The 18669-nt window shown below is 56.7% G+C and carries 13 protein-coding genes and 1 pseudogene; 6 read left to right on the plus strand and 8 right to left on the minus strand.

Going from position 1 to position 18669, the window contains the following annotated elements:
• Positions 1–159 precede the first annotated feature (159 nt).
• The 5 genes from WM94_RS29360 (at position 160) to WM94_RS18960 (ending at position 6001) form a co-directional block, all read left to right on the plus strand.
• Entirely contained in the window at positions 160–1407 is a 1248-nt protein-coding gene (locus WM94_RS29360; RefSeq protein ID WP_028700034.1) for a site-specific integrase, read from the plus strand.
• Positions 1400–2938: a site-specific integrase gene (locus WM94_RS18950; protein ID WP_023662021.1), complete on the plus strand. Its 1539-nt coding sequence runs from the start codon at positions 1400–1402 to the stop codon at positions 2936–2938. The genes WM94_RS29360 and WM94_RS18950 overlap by 8 nt, the downstream gene beginning before the upstream one ends.
• A complete protein-coding gene (locus WM94_RS18955; protein WP_023662022.1) occupies positions 2931–5024 on the plus strand; it encodes an integrase in 2094 nt (697 codons plus the stop codon). Before WM94_RS18950 ends, WM94_RS18955 begins: the two co-directional genes overlap by 8 nt.
• Positions 5024–5437 carry a hypothetical protein gene (locus WM94_RS29365; protein ID WP_080694032.1) on the plus strand — a complete coding sequence of 138 codons (414 nt, stop codon included), beginning with the start codon at positions 5024–5026 and terminating at the stop codon, positions 5435–5437. The genes WM94_RS18955 and WM94_RS29365 overlap by 1 nt, the downstream gene beginning before the upstream one ends.
• Before the next feature lie 366 nt (positions 5438–5803).
• Positions 5804–6001 carry a hypothetical protein gene (locus tag WM94_RS18960; RefSeq protein WP_023662023.1) on the plus strand — a complete coding sequence of 66 codons (198 nt, stop codon included), beginning with the start codon at positions 5804–5806 and terminating at the stop codon, positions 5999–6001.
• 238 nt (positions 6002–6239) lie between these two features.
• Here WM94_RS18960 and WM94_RS29370 read toward each other — a convergent pair.
• The 8 genes and pseudogenes from WM94_RS29370 to WM94_RS18995 form a co-directional block, all read right to left on the minus strand.
• Positions 6240–6446: pseudogene (locus WM94_RS29370) on the minus strand (DUF3422 family protein); the annotation flags it as partial.
• A gap of 1025 nt (positions 6447–7471) precedes the next feature.
• Positions 7472–8656 (minus strand): type III PLP-dependent enzyme, encoded by a 1185-nt coding sequence (locus tag WM94_RS18965; protein ID WP_023662024.1) that lies wholly within the window; start codon positions 8654–8656, stop codon positions 7472–7474.
• Positions 8653–10428 carry an IucA/IucC family siderophore biosynthesis protein gene (locus WM94_RS18970; RefSeq protein WP_023662025.1) on the minus strand — a complete coding sequence of 592 codons (1776 nt, stop codon included), beginning with the start codon at positions 10426–10428 and terminating at the stop codon, positions 8653–8655. The genes WM94_RS18965 and WM94_RS18970 overlap by 4 nt, the downstream gene beginning before the upstream one ends.
• On the minus strand, positions 10425–11567 hold the full coding sequence (locus tag WM94_RS18975) for an MFS transporter (RefSeq protein WP_023662026.1): 1143 nt from the start codon (positions 11565–11567) through the stop codon (positions 10425–10427). Before WM94_RS18975 ends, WM94_RS18970 begins: the two co-directional genes overlap by 4 nt.
• On the minus strand, positions 11552–13333 hold the full coding sequence (locus WM94_RS18980) for an IucA/IucC family protein (RefSeq protein ID WP_023662027.1): 1782 nt from the start codon (positions 13331–13333) through the stop codon (positions 11552–11554). The genes WM94_RS18975 and WM94_RS18980 overlap by 16 nt, the downstream gene beginning before the upstream one ends.
• On the minus strand, positions 13330–14529 hold the full coding sequence (locus WM94_RS18985; RefSeq protein ID WP_023662028.1) for an acetyl-CoA carboxylase biotin carboxylase subunit family protein: 1200 nt from the start codon (positions 14527–14529) through the stop codon (positions 13330–13332). The genes WM94_RS18980 and WM94_RS18985 overlap by 4 nt, the downstream gene beginning before the upstream one ends.
• A 75-nt stretch (positions 14530–14604) precedes the next feature.
• Entirely contained in the window at positions 14605–16710 is a 2106-nt protein-coding gene (locus WM94_RS18990) for a TonB-dependent siderophore receptor (RefSeq protein ID WP_061551901.1), read from the minus strand.
• Positions 16711–16731: 21 nt separating this feature from the next.
• Positions 16732–17496 (minus strand): HpcH/HpaI aldolase/citrate lyase family protein, encoded by a 765-nt coding sequence (locus WM94_RS18995; RefSeq protein ID WP_033741050.1) that lies wholly within the window; start codon positions 17494–17496, stop codon positions 16732–16734.
• A gap of 371 nt (positions 17497–17867) precedes the next feature.
• Here WM94_RS18995 and WM94_RS19000 point away from each other — a divergent pair, with 371 nt between their 5' ends.
• Entirely contained in the window at positions 17868–18230 is a 363-nt protein-coding gene (locus tag WM94_RS19000; protein WP_004577615.1) for a hypothetical protein, read from the plus strand.
• Positions 18231–18669: the final 439 nt, after the last annotated feature.

The raw sequence follows: 18669 nt of genomic DNA on the forward strand, positions 1-18669 counted from the left end.
AGCCCGCCGAGAGCGGGCTTCGGCAGTAGGCATGACTTCTTTTTTATAGTAAATAACATTGAAAATAGATTAGTAGAATCAACAGGGTAACTGGTTTTTTGCGCAGAGATCCATCGTAGGCTATGGTTCATTATTGTTCACCTCATGGGTGTGTAAACAATGAATCCATACAAGATCAAGGTTGTGAGGTTTGATAACGGCGAACGTTTTCCAGTGCTTTGCTATCGCCAAAACGGCCTGCCGTTATACAGCGCAACCCTTTGGGTGCTAGCGGAGTTGCGAGCGGCTAATTTGTCAACGAGCACTCTCCATCAAGCACTTCGATCGCTTATGGTCCTGTTCATTACCCTTGATGAATTAAACGTGGATATAAGCTCCCGCATGTGGAGTGGTCAGCTTTTGACGGTGGATGAAGTTGAGTCCATCGTTAGATCCTGCAAACTACCTATTGCGGAAATAAATACTTTGCAGCATGCAGAAGCAATATCCGCATGGTCGACTTCTAGCCCTAGTTTGCAGCCAATCCATACTACGACTACTGTCATACGGCTTTTGTACATTTCTCGGTACCTTGATTGGATAACGACCAGCCATCTACTAAAAATCGGGGCAGAGAGCCCGTACTTTCTCGCGTTGGAAAAGCTCCGAGTGCTTGTTGTTAAATCCTTTAGAGCACGCATGCCATCGACACATAGGTTTTCTCGAATTTTGCCCCGAGAGGGATTAACGGAACCAATGTTATCTTTGATGCAGCAAGTAATCGACCCGGATTCTGAACGTAATCCTTGGCGTCTTGAACATGCCCGCCAGAGAAACTACCTAATGATCCGTTGGCTATTGTCGTTGGGTGTGCGGCGAGGTGAGTTACTCGGTGTAAAAGTCTCAGATATCAACTTCCAGACCAATGAGGTGTTAATCGCTAGAAGAGCGGATGATCCTGCGGATCCGCGGCTACGACAACCCAATGTTAAAACGGCTGGTCGCTTGTTAGCGCTCGATACGGAGCTGGCGGAACTCACCCGAACGTATGTGATGTCCATGCGTAGAAATATTCGTGGGGCGCGTAAGCATGAATATCTTTGGGTGGCCTCGGGGTCGGGGAAGCCGATGAGTCTTGCTGCGTTGAATAAAACGTTTGTTACCTTGCGACAAAATTGTCCGGGTTTACCGGAAAATCTTTGTCCCCATCTTCTACGCCATACCTGGAACGATCTTTTTTCTGAGGCGATCGACAAAAATAACGTTTCGTCGGTGCTAGAGCAAAAGCTACGGTCGCGCCTGATGGGCTGGTCCGAAACGTCTGGGATGGCGGTGGTGTATAACCAGCGTCATATTAAAAAGAAAGCAACCGCAGTGTCATTGCATATGCAAGAGCAGTTACGCGTCGCTGGTTATCTCGATGAGTAAAGCCCAAGAGAAAGCCATCGTGATGGTACGTGGTGATGCTTATGCCTCACTGCCAGCTATGGTCAGGAGCAAAGGCGGCATCCTATTCGACCCAAACCAGCTTGTTTGGTCCTATCGTGATGGGGTGGACTCAATCTGCATGGATTTTTCCGATCTGCATTTTACCCCCGCGTTCATGGCGTCGTTTCGTTTAACTTTGATTTGGTTTGCTGAAAATAGAGCGCCCGGAACCTTAATGGGGCACTTCACCGGGCTGAAAGCGTTTGCCTTGCGGTTGCAGGAGGCTGGCTTGGAGCCTTTGGAGTCCATCGCCGGAAATGACGTGTTGAAGCATTGTGACGCGCATAATTTTCGAACTCGGAATGTCTTTGCGTTATTGCGTCGGTGGCATGCGTTGGGCTTGCCAGGTGTGCAAGATGACGTGATGTACATCTTGGACAGGAAAAAACTCAGGAAACGAGAAACCGGCATTGCTGTTTTGACCTGGGATCCCGAGTTGGGCCCTTTCACGCTAATTGAGCAAGTTGGTATTCAAGATGCTTTGAATGAGGCTTACGGCGCAGGGCGCTTGAATGAAGAGGCTTACTTACTCGCCTGGTTGTTCATTGCGTTAGGGGCCCGCCCCATCCAATTTGCAGCTCTGAAAGTCTGTGATGTAGTGCGCTCTCTAGCTTCGGATGGAACTGAGTCTTTTATGCTGTTCATCCCACGGGCAAAGCAACAAAACCCACTGATCCGTCAGGAACTCAAGCCAAGAGCGCTGGTGAGCCAAATTGGCCGACCACTGTTCGATTACGCGATGCGTATCAAGGAACGGTTCTCAGATGAGTTTTCAGACGCCCTGCAGGCGCCGTTGTTTCCTTTACCGCCACGCTCGCAATATTTGGCGGACAAGCCAGGATGGAGCAGGTACCACCGCACCAGCGAAAATATACGGAAATTGTTGGTGCGTACTTTGGACCAATTATCCATCCGCTCAGAGCGCACGGGTGCCACGATCAACATGTGCGCTATACGCTTTCGGCGTACCGTAGGGACCAACATTGCGCGTGAAGGGCATGGGGTGTTGGTTATTGCCGATTTGCTGGACCATTCACGAACCGACTCTGCGGCGGTGTATGTCGCTGCGACACCTGAGCTCGCGATGCGGATTGAAAAGGCGACAGCCCTGTACATGGCTCCGTTGGCTCAAGCATTTAAAGGTCAATTGGTTGACCATGAGCGCAACGCGATTCGCGGTGCAGATCGCTCCAGCCGAATTATCGATCTGCGTATCGACCAAAGTGCACAGCCAATGGGATCGTGTGGAAGCTATAGTTTCTGCGGATTGAACGCACCTATCGCATGTTACACCTGCCAGTGTTTTCAACCTTGGCTGGACGGACCGCATGAGGCGGTCTTGGACTTTATGTTGGAGGATGCCAAGCGCTTTCCCGATGCCCGTATTGCGACGATCAATGATCGAACGCTGCTCGCGGTGGCGGAAGTGGTTCAACTGTGCCGTGAAATAAAGGCGCAAGCTTATGGATGACCGCGTAGTTATATTCAAGCCGCGAGTAGAGCAAATCGCCGAAGATAATTTGCGGGACTTCATTGCCTTGGCTAAAGAGGAGCTGACAGCTTTTGGCAGTGATCTGGTGTTTGATGCGGATACATGGGACGTCACGAATTTTGTTCGATTGAAGCGACGCAACTCTTGTTCGAGTATACGATTTCATGGATTTCCCAGTGGACGAGGCCAAAAAGACTCTCGCGGTTTACCTCAGCCTTACAAAGACTTTGCCAAAGCTTACTGCCGCTATGACTATGCGTTGGGCGCGTACACAACCGTCAGTCCACGACTGGCTGCTCTCCGCTCCCTCGCTGTCGCACTGGAAGAAACGGAGAGTTGCATCACTCCGATCAAAGCGACATTGGGGCATTTTAATCGGGCCTGCGCGATACTTAATGAGCGCTATCAGACTCAATCGGCTTATATGGCAAGTGTGGAGCTCAAGCGTATTTCGCAGTTTTTGGTTGAGCATCAGCTCTGTGCGATGCCCATTCAATGGCGAAACCCCCTTCGGATGCCGATGGATACTGCACGCCGCGTCGGGCCGGAGTTTGATGCTGTGCGCCAGGCCCGCTTGCCATCGCCGGCCTCGTTAGCTGCGATTGCGGAAATTTTTGGCGCCGCCAAGGCGTCAGAGGATGTCTTCACCAGCAGCATTTGCGCCTTGCTGGCTTCGGCACCGAGCCGTATTAACGAGGCGCTTTCCGTTTCGACGCAGTGTGAGGTGGAAGAGTTTGATTCGAAAACAAACCAACGGCTGTACGGGCTGCGCTGGTCGCCCTCAAAGGGCGGGAAGGCGCAAGTTAAATGGGTGGTGCAGTCGATGGTCAGTGTTGCGCGCGATGCCGTGAGCAAGCTAATGGCTATTTCCGCACCTGCTCGGGAAGTAGCGAGTTGGTATGAACAGCATCCCCATGCCATTTATTTGCCTATGGAGTTGGAGGCGCTACGTGGACAGCCGTTGATTACCCCTGCACAGGTCAGTGCCATTGTCTTTGCCACACCGCCACCCAATGGCAATCATACAAAACGTGGGGCCGAATGGTGTAGAAAGCAGGGGGTGGCGGCACAAGTCCCCTACAATCCGCGGAAAAAAAATGCTCCGAGATTTCACTTTTCCGACATTGAGCGAGTGATCTTGACGATGCTACCCGCAAACTTTCCGCTGGCGGACCGAAAGAACTCTCTGAAGTACAGTAACGCGCTTTGTTTAACTCGCTTAAACGAGTTGAATGATGTGTGGGGGACGTATCGTGGGGTAGTAGTCTTACCAGATACCAGCTACATCCAGGCGCGATTATCCGGCACGAGAACTGTCCTCAGCATTTTTGATCGTTTTGGCTATGTTGAGCAGGACGGCAGCAGGATTAAAATCACGACGCATCAGTTTCGCCACTATTTGAACACCGTGGCGCAGATGGGAGGGTTGTCGCAACTCGACATCGCCAAATGGAGTGGTCGCGCCAAGGTTGGACAGAACAGGTCCTATGACCACCAATCTGACAGGGATGTGCTGGCCTTGGTCAGATCTGCCTTAGGTGACCTGGAAAAATCAGCCGGGCATGTGGCAAGTATTCCCCCAAGTAGCTTGATCGCGCGTGATCAGTTTGCGGCCCTGAAGATCATGAGTGCCCATACAACGGATCTCGGTTATTGCCTGCACGATTTTTCAATGCTCCCCTGCCAGCTACACCGAGATTGCCTGAATTGTGATGAGCATGTGTGTATCAAGGGCGATGGGGCCCGAGAACGTGCCATTCGCCAGCATCGTCAGGAGACTCAAGCCCTTTTGGCGCAAGCCTTGAAGGCCCTCGGAGAGGAGGAGTTTGGTGCCAACCGTTGGGTAGAGCATCAGACATTGACGCTGAAACGATTAGATGAGCTGTGTGCAATTCTTGACGACCCCTCTGTTGGCCTAAATGCGGTTATCCAGCCATGTGGAATCGTCCCCGCGTCAAAGCTTGAGCAGATACTGGTGCATCATCGAGTACTGAACGAGCACGGGGAGATAGGACAAGGAATTGTGGACCCGAATGTGCCACGCATAGGGGCTGAGGACTTGTGATGACTCGATCAAGAAATCTAACCCCCGCTGCTGTTGAGCAGATTGTCTCCATCCTTGATGGCTGGTCTGGAAAATTAACTTGGGACCTGCTGATCATAAGTGTCGAGCGTCGCTTGCGGGGGACCTATACACGTCAGGCGTTGCATAAACATGAACGGATTAAGCACGCTTTTATTTTGCGCAAGCAGGTACTTTCAACTTCGCTTGGGGCGAGGAAGGTCACTAGCCCTGAGTTACAAGTAGCAACTGATCGAATTGCACGTTTGGAGGGAGAGAATGAACGTTTGCAAATGGAGAATGATCGACTTCTTGAGCAATTTGTGCGGTGGGCCTACAACGCTTACAGCCGGGGCTTGGATGAACAGTTTCTATCCCGCCCTCTACCGGCCATCAATCGACAGCAAACACCCTAGCGAGTGGTAAAGGCTTAGGTTGGTGTAGATCACGCTGTGTAGCGTACGGGTACGTGGATCATTACCTTTGGTAAACAGCCTTTCCGTCGCCGCTTGCAGTATTGGCTATTCCTTGGTTCGAAGATTGTAGTTGCGCCGGTCGATACTGCACCGTTCGAAGGTGACAGCACAGACTACGCGATGCGGCTCCATCCTCGGATTTTTCCGTGGTCAAGGAGATGTTTACATGATGGGGCAGGTATCGAGTAGGCAGCAGCGACTATTTTAGGCGGGCGGGCTTTGACTTTTCACTTTTGCTTCGACTGCATCTGTCTTCTAAAACTTCAGCACGCTTGGGGTCCGCAATTTCATCGATGGAGCAATGCTATGCCGACCGGCTACTACTTGGCCTGCCTGGAAACCCACCGCTATGTCTGGATCGGCACGCTTGGCGATACAACGTCCGCAGTCGGTGTCGACGCTGACCTCGTATCTAGCTTCTGCTTGGTGCATCGCGGTAAGTCGCTCATCGTGGTCAGCGAATCGCACCAAGTCGTTGGAGAAGGCCACGAATGGGCGCTTTGACATCCAGACATCCGACCAGCCATCAAAGTTGAGAGGCTCATAACGACCCAAAACAGCCGTTGACCAAAGGCAGAAATCGGCCATTCCTACCACGACCAAAGGATGGCTCGGGCTTGTTGTTAGTCTTTACTTATTGGAGAAACGCCTTGCTCTTAGCTTCATAAAATCGACTTCTGGGTGTTTCTGGAGCCAGGCCTTCAAATAGAAACGCCGCTCACGTGTCACGTGGGCGGCGCGGTACCTGGACCCGTGCTTGCAACAGATCGCCTAGGTTGGCCACGCTTTTGGCCAAATGCTCCAGTCGCTGTTCGGTAGCGGTGCAGTACCTGACGGTGGGTTTGAAGCGACGCTCGATAAACACGCCAAGGCGTTGGCAATCACCTACGTGACTTTCTCGCAATTCACCCAAGCGCTCGAACACCAATTGAGCATAGGCCTGAGTGGCACACGGCCGCCAATTGAAGGGTAAAGGTCTTCACTATCTGCGGCGCTGCGAGGGCTAAACGAGTGAATCTGCCCAACATGCAGGGTCAGATGATCACAGGGATACTGGACAGGGCTCTGTGGGTCCAAATGTGCCACGCATAGAGGCTGAGGACTTAAAATGACTCGTTCGAGAAACCTAACCCCCAGTGCCGTTGAGCATATTGTATCCATCCTCGACGGCTGGTCTGGGAAACTGACTTGGGATCTGCTGATCATAAGCATCGCACGTCATTTGAAGGGGACCTATACGCGCCAAGCGTTGCATAAGCATGAACGAATTAAACGTGCGTGCATGTTGCGTAAGCAAATACTCGAAACTTCGGTTGGGCGAAGAAAGTCGTCAGCCCCGAATTGCAAGTGGCAAACGACCGCATTGCACGTTTGGAAGGTGAGAATGGGCGCCTGCAAATGGAGAATGATCGACTACTCGAACAATTTGTGCGGTGGGCCTATAACGCTTACAGCAAGGGCTTAGATGAGCAATTTCTATCCCGGCCTCTACCCGTTATAAATCGACAGCAGACGCCCTAGGCGGTGTACAAAAAGTAATGTCGTGAACATCGCATGGTGCAGCCCCCGAAATCGATGGAGCCCCATATGGCTACTGAAATGCGGCGAACACGGCATCTATGACGCTTCTGACCGATTACTCGAAAGGTCTCGCATTTTGCACCCTGTGCTTGAACTGCAAGATCGCGAGTGAGTTTATCCCGATTGTTCACAGGGAGTGTCAAAATTGCTCTGACCCACTCATCATATGACCCGGATTGTCATCTCGGCATGCTGTCCGCTGGCAGACGGCAACCCCATCGGCAAGTGCCGAAGCCTCAATATGGGACTTCGAAAGGAGTTATCGCCACCTACTTCCCATCCGTTGAAAATTCAGTTAAAGGATGAAAGCTGTCCGAAGAGTTTGAAGGACACATCGGACAAGCAATCACGGATACGGGAATGGGCAGCACAGAGGCTGACAGTAACCTGGAATCAGCCCTCGATAAAAACCTTCAACGGTGGTTCGTGCATCAGGAAGTTCTGGTGCGAGATGTTCCAGGCATAGGCGCCCGCGAGAGTGAATACCAGCAGGTCACCAATCGCTAGCTGCGCCACCGGTTGTTGTCTGGCAAGGACGTCCTTTGGCGTACACAACTGACCCACCAGCGTCACGGACTGATCGCTGATTTGTGCCGGCTGAGTGCCTCGTAGTACCGTGAACGGATGGTCGTGGCCTTGAGCCGCAGGAGTGCGAAAGTGATGAGTACCGCCGCGTCCGATGGCGAAAAACTCGCCGTGGCTGCTTTTGATGTCCAGCACCTGCATCACGTAGTAGCCACATGCAGCACTGATGAAGCGGCCGATCTCGAAACGCATGCGCGTCGCGCCCATGTCGTACTCATCGATCAACCCCTTCAGGCCCTGACAAAACCGTGGCCAGTTGAACGACTGCGCCGCGTCCTGATAGTTGATGCCCATCCCTCCGCCGACATTCAGTAGCGGCAGTTGCAGGTCGTGGTTGGCGCATATCTGGCGGAAGGTCAGGAAGTAGCTGCGAATCAATTCAAGGTGCGCGTCGACATCCAACTGGTGCGACAACAGATGAAAATGCAGTCCCTTGAGCTCTAGGGACGGCTCTTCGCGCAGCAATTGCAGGGCGCTTGCAAGGCCTTCTTCATCCAGACCGAACGGCGTGGGTTTGCCACCCATGACCAATCGGCTCTGCGGTGTCTGGGCCAGCTTCAGATTCAGCCGCAGCATCACCGGAGCCCGCACACCGCGTTCGCGGGCGATGCGCGCCAGACTTCGCAGTTCGGTCACGCTCTCCACGTGAAACGCCGAAATCCGGTACTGCAGGGCGATACCCAATTCGCGATCGAGTTTGCCGGGGCCACCAAAGATCAGCGGCTGGTCGGGGCACTGTTCATGCAGCCACGTCAGCTCGCCGCCGGAGGCAGCCTCGAAACCGTCCACCCACGGCGCCAGGGTTTTCAGCACCAGAGCTTCCGGGTTGGCCTTGGCGGCGTAGAACAATTCGCAGTTTTCGGGCAGTACCTGACGCATTGCCTTTACGTGCCGTTCAAGGGCAGGCAGGTCGTAGACGTAGGCGCACAATGGCGCGTCGTGTTCAGTCTTGAGCTGCTCGATGCGTCGGGTGACGGAGGCAGGAAGGCTCATGCGTGTTTCCTCTTTTCAGTCATCGCCAGCGGGCTGGGCAGTAAGGTGTAACCGGCCTCGCGGTCGGCGCGCATCATCAGGCGCGTCATGAAGTTTTCCTTGCTTGGGAAGGGCGCGCCGGCGCACAACTCACGCAGTTCTGTCGGATGGCCCAGACGCGTGGATTGCGCGTGCAGCAGGTCGCCGATTCGGTCCCACAATTGTTGTTCCAGCGCGCCGCTGCCGTTGGCCAGATGGAAGATCGCTTCGCCGAGATTGTTCACCAGTGCGCAGTAGCCCACTCGTTGCCAGGCCTTTTGCGCGCTGTAGTACACCGAGCTGCGGGTACGTTCATCCAGCGCACTCAGGCGTTCAGCGGGCCAGATTTCAGGGACCAGCTTGGTACCTTCCAGATCGCGAATCCAGACCTGACTGGGCAGGCCGTTTTCAGCGAAGCCGATGACCGTGTTCTGCAAATGCGGCTCCAGCGCCACGCCCTGACGGAACAGGCAATACAGCACACCGCCGAGCATCTGACTGGCATAGGCATCCAGCCAGTTCAGCGTGGCTTGCTCAATGGTCAAGCCGGTGTTGTCGGCGTAGCGCTGTACCTGTGGGTGGCAGACACTGCGACTTTGTTGATCCCAGGTAAACAGCGCCATTGCCACTTGCGGCTGATACCGCTCGCGGTCGGCGACGGGAAGGTTTTCCCGGTAAACGATACCGAAGCATTCGGTGGCTTCGCGGGCCTCCTCCAGCGTACCCAGGGCGCTGAGGTCCAGGCTGGTGGCACTGGGCTCGGGCATCAACATGAAGCCCGGTTGTTGCGTCGCCAACTCGCTCATGACGGGGCGGAGCAGGCGAGTGAGGGCGACGGCGCTGTCCAGTTCATACCAGGCGTTCTTGCGCACGCAGTTGGTCAGGCGCACGTGCATCGAGAACTTCATGAAATAGGCCATCTGCGGATGGTAGAGCGTGCGCACCGAAGACGTCGGGTACATGGCCTGACCCAGGGGGCCGAGGTATTCGATCAAACCCTGTTGTTGCGCACGCTGTACCAGCGGGTCGGCAAGCACGCGGGCGACTTCCCAGGGGTGGCACGGATAGGCGTCGTCGCGCCCCGAGAGTTGGCGCAGCGTGCTGCGCGGATCCTCGCCTTGATGACGAATCAGCGTCGGATCGACCTTGAACCAGTGCAACTGAAAGCGCGCCCCGACTTCCGGCGAGCAGGCCAGCAAATCGTCATGGGAAATGCCCTCGCGACTTTTCGGCGTCGGATGCAGGGCGTGGCCCCATAGCTGGTGTTGCTCGGACGCCAGCAGGCTGTCGGTTGCTTCGTTGGCCGGGCGTGAATGACGCAGAAAGGTGCGGGTGATCTGCAGGCTGTTGGCGACCTGTTGCAGCATCTCGCCGACGCGCTCGGCGCCACTCAGTGGGGTACAGAGCAGGCGTGCCAGTTCGGGGGCGTTCAACGGTCGCCAGCTCTGGTTGTTGCCTTTGAAATAGGGGGCGCTGATGTAGTGGCAGCGGCCCAGAAGGCTGGCGCGGTCGATGCGTACGACCAAGCGGCCACTGGGCAGGCGAATGCTGATGCAACGGCTATTGGCCTGGCGCAGGCTCATCGGCAGATCCTGGGCTTGATAGTTCAGGTTCACTTCGTTGCGCGGCGATGCGTATTCGCGCAAATAGCAATTGAGCAGGCACTCGATGGCATGTCGCTGGGCTTCGCCATCGAGGGCATGGTCATGCAAGGATACGGTGTTCAGCGATACGGTATTCAGAGCGAGCGTCATGCCGGAATCTCCCGGGAAGTCATCAATAGAGGGCGCGCGAGCACCATGGCCGCCATGGCTGCCAGGCACGCAACGAGAAAGGGGGACGCGATGCCGCAGGTCTGACTGACCAGAGCGGCAGTCACACCGGCCGCGGTGCCGGCCCATTTGCCACTGGAGTCGAACCAGCCGAACAGGCGACCGGCGCTGCCTTTGCGGCTGCGCTGGCTCAGGCAGCGGTGCAACCCGACAAAACTGAGCAACATGCCGGCTCCGCTGAGCAGACGCAGAGCGAACAGCGGCTCGGCCTGTACGCTCCAGAATTGCAGCGCGTTACTGATTGCCAGCAGCGCCAGTCCCGGCAACAGCAGGTTGCCCTGATGCTTCTGCACCCAGGGCAGGGCCAGCAGATAAACCAGATGCGGCAGGCTGTAGAGCATGCCGATCAAGGCATCGTTGCCAATGTTCAGTTGCTCGCCGAAGGGCACGAAGTAGGGAAAGGTGACGACCATCGCGAAGCTGAACAGAAACTGCACCGCCAGTAGTCGCGGCATGTCTTCAGGCAGTTCGCCCAATGCCTCGGCTTTTTTGGTGGCCAAGGCATGTTTGGGGGCGTCCTTGGGCAGCGGCAGGATGAGCACGAAGGCCAGCAGCGGTAACCAGGCCAGATAACGATACAGGCTCAATCCCAAGCCTTGCGCGGTCAGCAGCCCCAACAGGATCGGGCCACTGATCATCGCCAGGCGTGCCGAATACTGCGTCCAGTTCAGGGCGCTGGACAGATCGCCCTCTTTGAACTGCGTCGACAGGTAGGCATTGGACGCCGCCATCGCCCCGCCGAAGGTGCCCTGGATGATCAGCGCCAGGACGAACACCGGTAGATTGGGGCTGAAGCCTGCCAGCAGAAAGCCCGCGAACAGCCCGACATGGGCGCGCAGCAACGACAGGCGACAACCGTTGCGATCGGCCCAGCGTCCCCAGATCGGCGCCGCCAGTGCGGTGCAGAGTGTCGGCAGTACGAACAGCACACCGATGGCCCAGCCTGGTGTGTCAGGTGCGAGGTCGGCGAGGATGCGCGGCAGGTACAACGGAATACCCAGCGCCGTGAAGGCCGAGAGGTAGTGTCCCAGCAAGACGCTGGAGATCAAACGTCGTTGCATGGAGCGTCCTCCAGCAGGAAGTTTGCCGCGCTGTAGCCATAGAACTTGTTGATGTCGCTGGCACCGGAATGCGCCTTGCTGAACAGGCTGCCGGCGCTGAGCAGGTATTTCACCGGCAATTTCGGGCTGTCGAGCAGCCATCGACGCGCATCGTGACAGTCGATGCCTTCGGCTTCGAGTTGTTGCAGACAGGTCATCAGACGCTGACGCAGCGTGCCGTACAGGCTGGAGCGAGAGGCCAGGCCTGCGGTTGCTATCGCTTCCAGGATCGCCACGATGTTCAGCTGCAAGGTGATGGTGCAGAACATCTCGGCCAACGGTTGGCAGCTGTCGACGCGAATGCGCTCATCCTGCAAGGCTGCCGGCAGGTCAGTGAGATCCGGGCAGGCAGCGGCCAAGCGCTGAGGCCAGAGGCGAGCGGCGTCGTTGTCCTTCATCAGCAGACGCAATGGCTGACCTTGTTCGAACATCAATACGGCGTTCTGCTGGTTGGCCTCCAGCGCGATGCCGTAATGCAGCCACAGTCGCAGATGGACCTGCAGCAGCAGATCGAGATAATCGTCCAGCCAGTGTTGCAACGAACCTGCGTAGAAGCGCTCGGTCAACTGTTCGAGGAAAAGGCGTCCATCGGCAAGCGGGCTGGCCAACGCGGCGACAGGTACGAGTGTGGTGTTCTCAAGACCCGTCGGGTAACGGCGCACGATATAGGCTAGGTGACGACTTTCGGCGGCATGACCACCATGTTTTTCGTCGACGTGCAGATAACGTGACGCCAGTGCCGGATCGCGCTCGGTCAAGGCCTGCAGGGTGGTCTGGAACCAGTGACCGTCGTATAGGGTGCTGGGCTTGATCAGGCGCAAATTGCGCGCACCGAGCGTGCTGACCAACAACGGTAGTTTGATGTGCCACTGAGGTTGATTGATGCAGACCACCGTGCGCACAGACAGCGTTGGCTCGACCTGCATGGCGGTACGTGGAGCCTTGAGCGTGCCTTCAGGCAAGCCGTATTGCTCCAGTTCGCCCCATGTCAGCGGGTGTACTGGCAGTAATGAATGGCTGTTTTGCAGGGTCGATGACAAGCCGACTTCCTCGAAGTTCGGCCAGTGCGGCGGCTGCGGGCTGGTCAGGGTCAGGGCGTTGTTGGGAATCGCCAGCCAATTGAGTTCGAAGCGCGGCGCGAACTCTGGCGCGTAGCCTCTGAGCGCGGCGGCATCGAAGCCGCTTTTGGCCCGCGCCGTTGGATAAAACGGGTGATCCAGGTAGCTCGCCAGTTGATCGATCTTCAGCAGCCTCTGCGACCAGTCCTTCAGGTCGGTCACGTCGCTCAGCGCGGGCGCATGTTGGCGATACGCCTGATTGCACAGGGTCCGTTGTTCGCTCGCGCAATCTGCTTCTTTCAGATACGCCGCGAACAGTGCCAGACTTTCTTCGTCCAGACCGTGGCTCAGGTGGCCCAGCCAGAGCCCGTAGCCGCGTTGAGTCTCGCCGTGGCTTTGCGGCGACACTTTGATCCAAGCGTCGCCTGTACCGATCCAGTCCTGCAACGGATACGCGTTGACCACCGGCAGCCATAGTTCGTCGGCGCCCAGATGGGCGATTCGCAGCCAGTTTGCGTCGGGCTGATACTGCAAGTGTTGACTCAGTTCTTCCGGCAACCGACAAATCTGTCCTGTGCTGACGATCCCTCGGATGTCCTCGCGCAGGCAGCAATCGATGATGCGTCGAGTAATGAACGCCTGATCCGCGGCGTCCGGATACAGGCTCATGCCATCACCCACTTCAGGTCGTTCAGCGTCGAATTCAGTTGCGTTTCGAGGCTCACCTCATCCGGCGCGATCAGTCTCAGTACGCCGACGTAGTCCTTGTTGGAATGGCTGATGGTCACGGTGTCGCCGGTGTTGTGAAGTGCGCGGTAATCGCACCAATGGCTCTCACGTTCGATATTGAAGCTGGCACTGGCCTGTTTCAGCCGTCCCGAGCAGTCGGCCACAAGGTAATGAACGGTTGCTTCGGCTTGTGCGGGTTGCGTGTCGACCAGCTTTTCTCCCAGATGCAAAGCGATGATGCGGTCGAACCAGCCCTGTGGCAGCAGCCGATCCAGCAGGAACTCGCGACCATCACCGATGCTGCGGTAGTTGATCTCAACCAGTACCGGGCCTTGGGCGGTCAGAATGAACTCGCTGTGGCAAACCCCGAAATTGACCCCGAACGCGGCCACTTGAGCCAGCGCGGCGGCACGTTGGGCGCGGCTGAGTTGTCCATTCCAGCGCGCGGCGATTTCTACGAAATGCGGCGGCGGTGAAAGGGTGACGTCGAAGCCTCCGATGGCTTGCAGGTTGCGTCCGTCGCCCAGGGTTTCGAGGGTGAACAACGGACCTTCCATGTACGCCTCCAGCAACAGCGCCCGATCCGGTTGCTGCTGCCAGAACTGCTCGCAGTAAGCGGTCAATTCGGCGGCGTCGTGGCACAGTCTGACGTCCAGGCTGGCGACGCCTTCACGAGGCTTGGCGACCACTGGCCACGGCGCATCGGTCGGCAATCTGGAGTTCGATGTGAGCACCTGGAACCATGGCCCGGGCAGACCTAGACGTTGCATGCGCTCGCGCATGGCTGCCTTGTTCTTCGCTGCATAGCACAACCGCCAGTCCTTGCCAGGGCATTCGAAGGCCTCGGCCACCATCGCTGTCGCGGTCTGCAGGTGATCGCTGTTGGAGAACACGGCGACGGGGCGCAAGCCCTGACCGTTGAGTGTCTCGATGACCGCTAGCGGATTGAACACATCACATTCGATGACGTGCAGCTGTTCCGGCGAAATAGGCGAGGTGGCGAGCAGTCGCCGGTGTTCCTGAGCGTGGTCGGTGATGACCACGATCGGTAACCCGCGTTTGTGCGCGGCAGGCAGGAAGCCCTCGAGAATGGCAGGGTGGGCGACATGGGCAAGGATGATGAATGGACGTTGCATGGCAGGTTCCTGGGGGCAGCAGTTGCCCGTCCCGGGGGATCGGGCAACTGGTTTACAGGGGCGCAAGTGCGCGGTTTAGAAGCGGTAGTTGACGCCTAGAGTGAGCGAGCGCTGGGGCGCGGGTTGACGACCCCATGGACTGGTGTCGATGCCGCGGAAGTAGTACTCGCGGTTGAACAGGTTGCTGATGCCCGCGGACGCGGTCAGGACGCTCTTGTCTGCCAGCTTGAACTCACGCTCGAGGGCGGTGTTCCAGAGCCAGTAAGCAGGCAGTTTGCCTACGCTGGCAGTGGCGTTTTCATCGCCGGAGTTGGCGGCATCGGTGTACGCGCTGCTGACGTACAAGCCGTCGAGGTTGTAGGTCCAGTGCTCGGCGAAACGGTAACGACCGTCAACCGTGAACTGATTGCGCGAAGCGAAAGGCACCTCGTTGTCCTTGAACGTGCCGTTGCGTTGCTTGGCATCGAGGTACGCATAGCTGGCGTGCAGGTCCAGATCAGGTAGAGCTTGCGGCGTCCAGAAAATCTCGCTCTCGAAACCTTGGTGACGTGTGCTGCCAAGGTTATTGAAGCGGTCAGTCGTGGCGTTGTAGCTGATTTGGTCGTCGAAATCGATGCGGTACAAGTTGAAGTCGACGCGCATGCCGTCCCATGGCGTATAGCGCACGCCGGTCTCGTAGTTCCACGCCAGTTCGGCGCCGACATCGCCTTCCTTAACGATCTGCGTGACTTGCGGTGGACGCAGGGACTTCTGGGCGTTGGCGTAGACGTACCAGGCGTCGGTCGCCTGATAACCAACAGTCAGGCTCGGCAGCCATTCTTCGGATTTGTTCTCGCGCGAGAACCCCGTGATGCCGTCTGCGTAATCCATGCGGGCGTTTTCGTAGCGCACGCCGGGGGTGATGGTCAGGCGATGATCGAGCAGGCTGATGGCGTTGCTGAGGTAGAACGCGCGGGCGTCGTCATCGAACTTCCAGTCCCGGAACGGCGTCGTCACGCCGGTAGCGACGCGCTGGCGGTTGACCTTGTAGTCGATGTCTTCGCTGACATAACGGGCGCCCAGCAACCAGGTCTGGCCAACCGTGTCGCCATCGATAGTGGCACTGATGCGCGGCTCCGTGCCCCAGACTTTAAAGTCGCGTGGGCCGTCCTGTTTGGTCACCGCCGTACCGTCCGGAGTGAACGGCAGGCCGACCACGAAGTTGCGGTAGCTGTCGTGGGCGAAGTTGGTCCAGCTGTATTCTACTGAGTCGAACGGCCCCATGGCGCCCAGGCGCTGGGTGTAGGTGCCCCACACGCGATTGGTGTCGCCCTCGAAGCGGTCCAGCGGACGCGTCGATTGCCGTGGATCATCCTTGTAATCCTGCACGCTGAGTGCTCCGGCCAGGTCCATATCGGCCTTGTAGTGCTGGATACCGAAGCTCAGATCGCGATCGTCGTCGATGTTCCACTGGCCGCGCAGACGGTAGTTCTGCACATCGGTCTCGGAGTGCTCGCGCCCGTATTCGCCCCCCAGGGTATTGAGGTCCAGTTGCAGGCCGAAGTTGTCGGTCAGGTAGCCGCCGGTGCCCACATAGTTGTCCCACAACTGGCGCCCGCCAGCGTTGAACGTCAACTTCTCCTGCAGAGTGGTTTCCCACTCGCGCGGAATCGGCTTGCTGATGAAGTTGATCACCCCGCCAACGTTGTTCGGACCGTATTGCACCGCTGCGCCCCCACGCACGACATCAATACGGTCTACAGTGGCCATGGTCACTGGAAACAGCGACAGACCCGTCTGGCCGTACGGCGCCAGTGCTAGTGGAATGCCATCCGACAACGCTTGAATCCGGCCGCTACGACTCTCGTACAGACCGCGTACCGATATCTGTGGCAAGGCGCCGGTGCCGGTTTCGTCAAAGATCTTGATGCCCGGTACCCGTTGCAGCGCGTCGTCCACACCGCGGACGCTGGCTTTTTTCAGTTCGCTGGAGTCGACAACGCTGCGGCTGCCGGCATAGGTACGCACCTCCTGATCGCTGGCCGTGCCGAGAACGTCACCCTGAATCACCACGGGCGCCAGTGACAGGCCGTTGGCAGGTCCGGTGGACAGTTCGACGGATTGATCGGCGGCCATGGCACTGTGACAGATGCCCAAAGTGATAAGACTGAGTGAAAAATGTAGGGAGTTTGTTGTTTTCATGTGGACTACGTTGGCTCATTTTTACTGTTGGAGAGAATGCAGGCGGGCTTTCAATGCGTTATGCAGCAATCCCCGGTCTTCACCGGCCAGAAAGCTTTGGACCCCGCGAGCGCGCCACAGCGTGTTCTGTTCAGCAGTGCGGGGGTTTGCGCAGAATGGTATTGCGGCGCTGAGGCAGGCATCAGCCATGTATTGCAGCGTTTGCCAGACTTGGGGATTGAGAGGGTCGGGTCCCAGACCGAGATCGAGCGACAGATCCAGTGCGCCTTCCATAATCATGCCGACGCCCGGCAGTTGCAGGATTTCGCCGAGAGCGTCGACCCCGGCGCTGCTTTCGATCATGGGAATAATCGGCGTCTGGCGATTGGCCAGATCAATGTATTCGGGTAAGGGCAGGCGACCGAATCCGGTAATACGGCCACCGGTTATTCCGCGTTTCCCCAGGGGGGGGAAGAAGGCCGCTTCGATGGCGCGCTGAACTTGCGCAGCACTTTCGGTGCGTGAAAGTACGATGGCTTCGATACCGGCATCCAGTGCCCGACCGATCAGTTTTTCGTCCACTTGAGGTATGCGCAACCAAGGCGAAATGCCAGCGGCCTCACACGCGCGGACACAATGCATGATGTCTTCTTCGGAGCGCAGTAAATGCTCAAGATCGAGAATCACGAAGTCGTAGCCCGCAAACGCGAGCATTTCGCAGAGCATCGGTGAAGGTAGAGAATTGAGCAAGCCGTAGACGTTGTTCCCTGCTTGTAACCGGGAAAACACCGGAGAGGTTCGTATCACTGACGCATATCCTTCAGGGTGGATGCGCGTTAATAATAATCATTCACAATCATAAGTAAACATTTTTAGTCGCCGATTCGTGATATTCGTGATGGTCCTCATAAAAATCCCGTTCTTGGTGTAATGCTGTTCACTGATTCGCCCCGGATTCCCGCCACGACTCCCCCGATGGCATATGAGGGGGGGCTGGGGCGATTTCTGAGTTTTGTAAACACCTCGTCGAATCTCGGGTATTAATTTCCACTTTTTAGAAACCTTGACTCTCCAAGGGCCTTATTTTTCGTTGTCTAACAAGATTTGTTTACATAATTGGTCAGCATAAATGCAGTACCAGAGGGCGCGTTTTGCGGCTCAATTCATGGAGATAGGCAATGGGTATTTTAGGTGGCAAGGTCGCGTCCGTGCTCGTTTCGACTGAAGGGGACCGTTCAGTCGGCCTCGATGGCGAAGGTGCAGAAATCCATGCGGCGGGCGATTTCTTAATCGACCTCGATGCCCTGGCACCTGAAAATCGCCAGGCAGTGCTTGAAGCGTTCCGGCAGAAGATCATCGAAGCCTTCGCGCTGGTTTGGGATGAACCAGCCAAGGCCATTTTCGACATTGAGCTGGCCGACGATGCTCAAGTCCCACCGCAGCACGTTGATTTTCGATTCCAAGACGGGCGCACCGAAAGTGTTGATGTGTCGAAGGCCGGGCATGTGCTCGAACTAGGCGGCTTTGCCCCAAAGGTCTAAAAATTCGTACCAGGTACACCCAAGCCCCGGCATCATTGATGCCTCACATAGCTCGCAAAGCCCGCCTTGGCGGGCTTCGTTGTTGGAGGCCGGCTGTGAAGCAGGAGGCTACGGGTTTCTACGGGAATCGGACCGCTGGACTTGCTGTTCGCACCTACCAATGCGGTCCAAGAGATCTCTCTTGGGTTTGCAGTCTTGGTACCCTACTACAACGATCTGTCTGACCACCGCGAGCTCTGCCAGGGCATCTGCAGCTCCTTTGATGGCGGTAGGGGCAGGTGAGTAGTAGTCCTGTCGCATCTGCTTGTCGGGTGCGGATTCCACGGTCATCTGGCCACCCATTCCATAAGCATCTGACCACCGATTCCACGGTGATCCGGCCACCCATTCCACGCGTATCCGACCACTGATTCCACGGTCATCCGGCCACTCAACCGGG

It is taken from the genome of Pseudomonas sp. ABFPK, from assembly GCF_001586765.1.
Lineage (GTDB): Bacteria > Pseudomonadota > Gammaproteobacteria > Pseudomonadales > Pseudomonadaceae > Aquipseudomonas > Aquipseudomonas asiatica.